Origin of the sequence: Cellulomonas phragmiteti, assembly GCF_016862775.1 — a bacterium.
GTDB lineage: Bacteria > Actinomycetota > Actinomycetes > Actinomycetales > Cellulomonadaceae > Cellulomonas > Cellulomonas phragmiteti.
Genome location: NZ_BONP01000047.1, coordinates 1 through 6,571 on the forward strand (window position 1 = coordinate 1; position 6,571 = coordinate 6,571).

General features: G+C 70.9%; 5 protein-coding genes and 1 pseudogene. 4 read left to right on the plus strand and 2 right to left on the minus strand.

From position 1 onward, the window contains the following. Nucleotides 1-185: 185 nt before the first annotated feature. Both Cph01nite_RS18680 and Cph01nite_RS18685 read right to left on the minus strand, forming a co-directional pair. Nucleotides 186-2,477 (minus strand): hypothetical protein, encoded by a 2,292-nt coding sequence (locus tag Cph01nite_RS18680; RefSeq protein ID WP_203676528.1) that lies wholly within the window; start codon nucleotides 2,475-2,477, stop codon nucleotides 186-188. A 473-nt stretch (nucleotides 2,478-2,950) separates the two neighbouring features. Continuing rightward, nucleotides 2,951-3,217 (minus strand): hypothetical protein, encoded by a 267-nt coding sequence (locus tag Cph01nite_RS18685; RefSeq protein WP_203676530.1) that lies wholly within the window; start codon nucleotides 3,215-3,217, stop codon nucleotides 2,951-2,953. Between the two features lie 157 nt (nucleotides 3,218-3,374). Here Cph01nite_RS18685 and Cph01nite_RS18690 point away from each other — a divergent pair, with 157 nt between their 5' ends. The 4 genes and pseudogenes from Cph01nite_RS18690 to Cph01nite_RS18705 all read left to right on the plus strand — a co-directional run. Beyond that, nucleotides 3,375-4,658, plus strand: a complete 1,284-nt coding sequence (locus tag Cph01nite_RS18690; RefSeq protein ID WP_203676533.1) for an AAA family ATPase — start codon at nucleotides 3,375-3,377, stop codon at nucleotides 4,656-4,658. A 118-nt stretch (nucleotides 4,659-4,776) separates the two neighbouring features. After that, entirely contained in the window at nucleotides 4,777-5,289 is a 513-nt protein-coding gene (locus Cph01nite_RS19280; RefSeq protein ID WP_203676535.1) for an RloB domain-containing protein, read from the plus strand. A gap of 238 nt (nucleotides 5,290-5,527) precedes the next feature. Then, nucleotides 5,528-6,124, plus strand: coding sequence for a DUF6318 family protein (locus tag Cph01nite_RS18700; protein WP_203676536.1), 597 nt, complete (start codon nucleotides 5,528-5,530; stop codon nucleotides 6,122-6,124). Beyond that, nucleotides 6,121-6,571 (plus strand): annotated as a pseudogene (locus tag Cph01nite_RS18705) (hypothetical protein); the annotation flags it as partial. The gene Cph01nite_RS18700 and the pseudogene Cph01nite_RS18705, both read left to right, overlap by 4 nt.

Below are 6,571 nucleotides of genomic sequence, written 5' to 3' on the forward strand. Positions count from 1 at the left end.
AACAGCCCTCACCCAAGGATCAGTCTCGATGTCCCCGTCGGGTTCCGCGGGGATCCAACGGACGGCCGGCGTCTCCACAGGACGAGCGGCATTCGCCACGCATCCGCACGCGAGCACCGCCACCGCGACGCTCAGCGCCAGACCTCCACCTGATATGGCTGAACGTGCTCTCAGCGGCTCGGGTCTCACCCTGCATCTCCCTTGAGTCGGTCCGAGGCGCTCATCCGCATGGCGCTGACGACGTTCTCGTAGTCAGAGACGAGGTCACGTGCGATGTCCTTCGCCGCTTCGGAGTCGAAGTCTCCAGCGTGCCCGCTCGTCTTGTCCCAGAGTCCGAGCCGGCGGTACTCCTCCACCGACACCGCGAAGAACTCGTCGAGCGAGCCCACGCTGCTCGGCACCGCGGAGTGGGTCGCGCTCTCAGGAAGGGGCCCGCCTGTCAGCGCTTCCTCAGCGAGATGCTGAAGGTAACTGAGCCCGATCTCCACGCCGACCGCCGTCACCATTCCGCCAGGCGCCAGGGAGGCTCCGATGCCGATGGCGGTCTTGCCGACGTTGAGCGTGCCGCTCACTTGCTGGTCGTACAGGTACTGCCTCACCTCGGCCGCCGAGTACGTCGCTCCATCGATCCCGCCCCACACCGCGACGAGCGATTCGAGCGCCTCGGACGCAGAAGCCGGGCCATGCACGACCCCGGTCAGAATCTGTTCCTGGTACTCGAGAGCGGCAGCGTGAAGCATGGCCCGAGCGGCATCGTCCGCTACCGCCGCCGTGAGCACCGGACGCACCCAGTCGCGAGATACCCGAGCAGTGACGATAGTGCCCTCGATGTAGGGGACCGTCGCGTCGATCCAATAGCCGGCATCCTTGTCCTTGGGGTACCCGCGCTCGAACCCCACCTCGACCAGCCCGGGCAGCTGCCCGGCCAGCGCCCTTGCCAGGTTGGCCGACCCTTCACCCGCGACTTGGAGCGGAGACAACGAGGGGTTCCCGCTGAGCTCGTCGAGCACCGACGCATTGATCGCTGCGATCTGGACGTTCACCGGCAGGTTCCCGGCCTCGGCCTGGACCCCCGCCCAGAGGGCTGCGATACCCACGAAACCGTCAGAACCGCCCAGCCCCCACTCTCGGCGGCCGAACCAGTACTCAACACGATCGTCAGCGAAGTCCGCCGAGAACTCCGAGGACCAGTCGAGCCCCGCGCCGGTCAGCCAGTCCCTCGCGGACTGCGGGTACTCCCCGAGGGTCTCGAAGACGCGCGCAGCCGCGTCATGCGCGCCGCCGTCTGACGTCAGCATTCCGGCCGTGTCCAGCATGTGTCCGGGTGAACCTGGCCCGGCACGCCACGTGCCCTCGCCGCCTTGCTCGATCCGATCCAGGGCATCGGCCATCGCGATGGTGAAGGTCGCGCTCATCCGCGATCCGCGCGGGTCTGCGAAGACGTAGCCGATCGCGCTCAGCGTCCCACTGACTCGCAACGCCTCCTGCACCATGCCCGCCGCGAACTCCTCGGCCTCCGACGTACTCCACGTCGACGATGCCGATACCAATGCCGATCGCACCGCACTCCCGGCGGCGGCCAGTGCGGCGTTGCGCTCCGGCGCTCCGACGAACATCTGCTCGCCGAGCAAGGTCACCAGCCGGACCGTGCCGATGCCCCCCACCCCTGCGAACACGGTAGCCATCAGCTCGGCGTCGTCACCCCACTGCTGCAGGAAGCCGGTGAACGCCGCGAGCGTCTCGTCCCCGGGATCACCGCTGAGACGCTCGGCCGTCTCCACGAACCACACCGCCATCACCCGCGCCTGCTCCGCGGTCACTGTCCCGGCCGCAGCGGACGCCACCGCCTGCACCAGCGGCACGTCGATCACGGCGTCGACCCCGGTCCCGGGCGCGTACGCCGTCATCACGTCGATCCCCACGAGCCGCGCGGCGGTAGCGCGGTCAAGATCCTCCCGCTCGTCGCAGCACGCACGGAACGCCCGCAGCCCAGCAGCGGCGTCCTGCACCGCGGCCTGCCACACCCGCAGCTCGCCGGCCGCAGCCGGCACGGCCGGGAACGCAGGCACGTCGCTCCACGCCCACGGAACGCTCGCCGCACCACCGGCGAGTGCAGCAGCCGCGTACCGCTCCCGCGCGGCCACAGCACGGATCCGCGCCGTGCCCACCTCGTGCCGCGCGACCATCACCCGCCGCTCCAGCCCTCGCAGGGCAGCCCCGTACCTGGCCAGCACCCCCGCCACCTGCCGGCACCCACCGGCCGAGTCGTCCAACCCCGCCGCGATCCGCGTCGCCCGCTGCCCGAGTGCGGACGCCCACGCCCCGACCGACACCGAGACCAGCTGCTGCCCGGCGGCCCGCACCACACCGGCCCGGGACTCGAACCGCTCCGCACGCGTCACGAACCCGGCGACCAGGTCGTCGACCGCGCCGACGTCACCCGCCTCCGGCGAACGCTCGAGCACCCCGAGCTCCACACACCACCCCCGACACGACCGGACGAACCGGACACACCGTAGCGACCGCGAGGCACTTCCGACGGCAACCATCCACACCCGGTCCTCGGACGGCGCGCCCGTCCGTCAGCCCACCTCCCGACGCTCGTGAGGTCCTCGTCGAGATGTTCGACGCGATCGCGTGCAAGGTCCGCGTCACGTGACCCAGAACCTCCCCGGGTGCTACGGGTGGTGACGCAACCGACGACGGGTTGGGGAACGTCGGCTGGCCGAACGCGGAGATCCATCTGCCCGACCTCGGTCGCCGTGAGCAGTGGCGACAGCTGCGCGGCCCGCCGCCATCGGTGGCGGTCGGCAGCGTGGAAGAGGCGGACGAGTGAGCGGTACTGCGCCGGGCAGGGGCAGCTTTGAGCTCGCCGGCGGCCGTTGCGGGCGCAGAGCGGCCGGGAACGGGTCTCTGCCGTCGCCGCCCGCAGGCGGTCCGGCCCGGTCCGTCAGGCGCCCGGGCGCCTGACGTCGTCCGGATCGGGTGTACGGAACGGCGGCTCCGCGTCGTCGTCGTCGGCGCCACTGACCGCGTCGGGTGCGGTGTCGGCGGCGCGGGTCGTCGGACCGCTGTGGTCGTCGACCTGCGCGTCAGGGTCCTCGCCCCCGACTCCGGTACCGGGCGCGTTCTCGGGGGCGCCGCGGCCGGGGTCGGCGGCGGCGACCTCCTCCTGGGTCTCGGGCAGGTGGGGCATGAGCGGCTCGGCCATCGACATGTCACCTGCTGACCGGCGCGCGCGCCGGGTCGCGACCGGACGTCGCCACGAGCACCGAGACGCCACAAGATGCCGACGGGTGCACACAGAAGGCTTCTCCCGTCGATCTTCGACGATATCGAGCCTCTGAGTGCACCAGATCGGTAGGCTCGCGCTCATGCTCGTAAGGTTCGAGGCCGAGAACTTCCGCTCCATCGCCGAAGCGGTCACGCTGTCGATGGTCGCTGTCGACCACGACCGCGAGGCCGCGCGTGAGCAGCCCCTCCTGGACGAGCATCTGCTGACCGTCGCCGGCGTGTACGGCCCCAACGCCTCGGGCAAGTCCAACGTCCTCGCGGCGTTGGGCTGGCTGCGCGACGCGGTGCGGGACTCGCTGCGCGTGTGGGAGGACGAGATCCCGGTCGAGCCGTTCGCCTTCGGCACCTGGGGCGCGCGGCCTTCCAGGTTCGTCGTGGAGGCCACCATCGACGGGGTGCGGGTCGACTACGAGCTCGAGGTGAGCCGGGACCGCGTGCTGTACGAGGCACTCTTCGAGTACCCGGAGCGTCGTCGGCGCCGGATCTTCGAGAGGGACGGCGAGGACCTGAGCCTGGCCCGTGGGCTGGGCTCCCTGGCGGGCGCCCGCGGGCTGCTCACACCGCGGACGTTGGCGCTCTCGGCCATGCGCCGGTTCGACGAGGAGCGCGTCGGCGCGTTCGCGTCCCGGCTGCTGCGCATGCAGGCCTTCGGCCTGCGCGGGCCGCAGGGCAACCGCACCCGCGCCTTCGCCGCCGCGGCCTGGGCGTCGTCGACGGCCCGGCTCTTCGACGTCGAGGCGCAGCAGCAGTCCCTGTTCGACGCCACCGGGACGGACGCCGTGGAGCCCGACATGAGGCAGCGCGCCCTGGGTCTGCTGCGGCTGGCCGACCTGGGGATCGACGACGTCGCCTTCATCGACGAGCCGCTCCTGATGCCGGACGGCGGCACCAGGAGCCGCCGACGCCCGCAGCTCGTCCACAACGCCGGCGGCGTGCGCGTGCCGTTCGAGCTCACGGCCGAGTCCGAGGGCACGCGTGCCTGGTTCAGCCTCATCGGCCCGACCCTGACCGCACTGGACAGGGGCGGGCTCGTGGTCGTCGACGAGCTCGACGCCAGCCTGCACCCCAGCCTCTCCGTCGAGCTCCTGCGCCTCTTCCGCGACCGCGCCACCAACCCGCACGACGCCCAGCTGCTCTTCACCTCCCACGACGCCACCCTCCTCAACAGCCTCAACCGCGACGAGGTGTGGCTGACCGAGAAGGACGCGGACGGTTCGACACGGCTCGGCGCCCTCTCCGACTTCGCCGGGGAGCGCGTGCGACGTTCGCAGAACCTCGAGAGCGCCTACCTGAAGGGTCGGTTCGGCGGGCTCCCGGACGTCGACCGCGCAGGGCTCCTGCACGCCCTCGGCCTCGTCGGCTGACACGGGGGACGTCGACCGCGCTCCCGCCCACCGCTGCGGCGAGCCACTGGGACGCGACCCGAGCTGCGCACCGTCGTCGTGTACTGCGAGGGCTCGATCACCGAGCCCGAGTAGCTCCGTGCGTTCAAGCGGCTCCCTGCCGTGCGCAGGCAGACGTCCGTCCGCATCGAGATCGCCACGGAGACGGCCGTGCCCTACCCCCTCGTGCACGCAGCAGCGGCGCGCGCGCAGGAGGACGAGGTCGACGAGGTCTGGTGCTTCATCGACGTCGAGGCGCCCACGCCTCGACGAGGCAACTGCTCTCGCGCAGCGCTCCGGCGTGCGACTTGCGATCTCCCATCCCTGCTTCGAGCTGTGGATCGTGCTGCACGACCGCGACTGGAACCGCCCAGGCACCTCGACTGCGGAGATGGTCATCGCCGCCCAGAAGCTCGCCGCCTTCACCGGCAAGCACCTCGACGCCGATGCGCTGCTCGTCTCGCGACATGGCGCGGCCGGTCGCGCTCGCGCGCTCGCTCTCCGCCACGCGCAGGACGACACGCTACCGCCCGATGACAATCCGTCATCGACCGTGGTCGCGTTCATCGAGGAGTACGACCCTGAGTGCCCCCGGGGCGCCCAGAGGACCTGAACTGCCGGACCGGGCAGCCGCGTGCACGTGCCGGTCGTCCACCGACCACGTTGCGTCGAGCTAGGTCGCCGAATGGGGGCGTGCCACGGCAGTGGTCGGGGCCGTCGTCGCCGCTCGCGAAGCACTCGTCGTCGCGGATCGGCGATCCTGCAGCAGGTCGACCCGATGAACAGCGACGCTGTCCACAGATGCGAGACGACCCTCCGGCCCAACCGCTTCGAACCAGTATCTTCCGGACATGCGAATGCGTGCACAGGTCGCCGTTGTGGCCCTTTCGGCCGGGCTCGTCGTGTCCGGGTGCACGACGGCCGACGGTCCCACCGGCCCCACGACGGCGGAGCCGACGGCGACGGTGACGACGACGCCCACCCCGTCACCCACTCCCTCGCCGACGTTCGACGTCACCGTGCCACCTGAGCGGCCCGAGGCGATGGCGACTCCGAGCGCCGACGGTGCCGCGGCCGCGGCGACCTACTTCATCTCGCTCTACGCCTACATCTACGCGACAGGCGACACGAGCACGTGGCGTCAGATGTCGGCGGAGACCTGCACGTTCTGCCTAGATGCCGCCGGGGACGCTGAGGCGACCATTGCTTCAGGGAAGACGGGTGGAACACCCGTCGAGGTCACATCAGCAGAGGGCATCGAACTGACACCGGGCGAGTGGTACAAGGCTGGCCTTCGCGTGATCCAGCCTCCCACCATCGAGGTCGACGCCTCGGGCAATGGGACTCAGACGAGCGACGGCGGCACGTACGACTTTGACTTCGCGATGACGTGGAACGGCGATTGGGTCATCGATTCGGTCGGGATCGAACCGATCGCTGCGGAATGAGGAACCACCTCTTCACCCTGGTCGTCGCTACGGCGCTGGTCATCTGCTCCGGTGCGGTTGCCTGGGCCGGCGAGGGCTTCGACGCTCGCGCGACGGACGGCCATGTGCGCGTCTCCGCAGACCGCGCCGAGCAGCTGGCTCGGGAGAGCCGCACCACGCCACCGCAACTCCAGCTCTTCCGCTACGAGCGCGCCCCCCTGTGCCGCGAGGCTGCCGGCCAGTGGACCCGCGGCTCGTCCGACGGCACCTGCCCCGAGCTGGCGAACACCGCCGGGGTCCTGCGCCAGTGCGAGGACGGCGACTCCATCGTCCTGCCCATGTGGCGCCAGGCCCGCACCACCCCCACCGACCCCTGGGGACCCTGGCAGCAGATCGACAGCGGCGGCTGCGGCGTCGACCTGCTGCCCGTACTGACCGAGGCCGACTTCCGCCTCCTCCCCCTGCCCG

Bases quoted from the DNA above. Each gene is read 5' to 3' on its own strand.
- Cph01nite_RS18685 (WP_203676530.1), bottom strand. From the start codon at position 3,217: ATGTCGATGGCCGAGCCGCTCATGCCCCACCTGCCCGAGACCCAGGAG.
- Cph01nite_RS18690 (WP_203676533.1), top strand. From the start codon at position 3,375: ATGCTCGTAAGGTTCGAGGCCGAGAACTTCCGCTCCATCGCCGAAGCG.
- Cph01nite_RS18700 (WP_203676536.1), top strand. From the start codon at position 5,528: ATGCGAATGCGTGCACAGGTCGCCGTTGTGGCCCTTTCGGCCGGGCTC.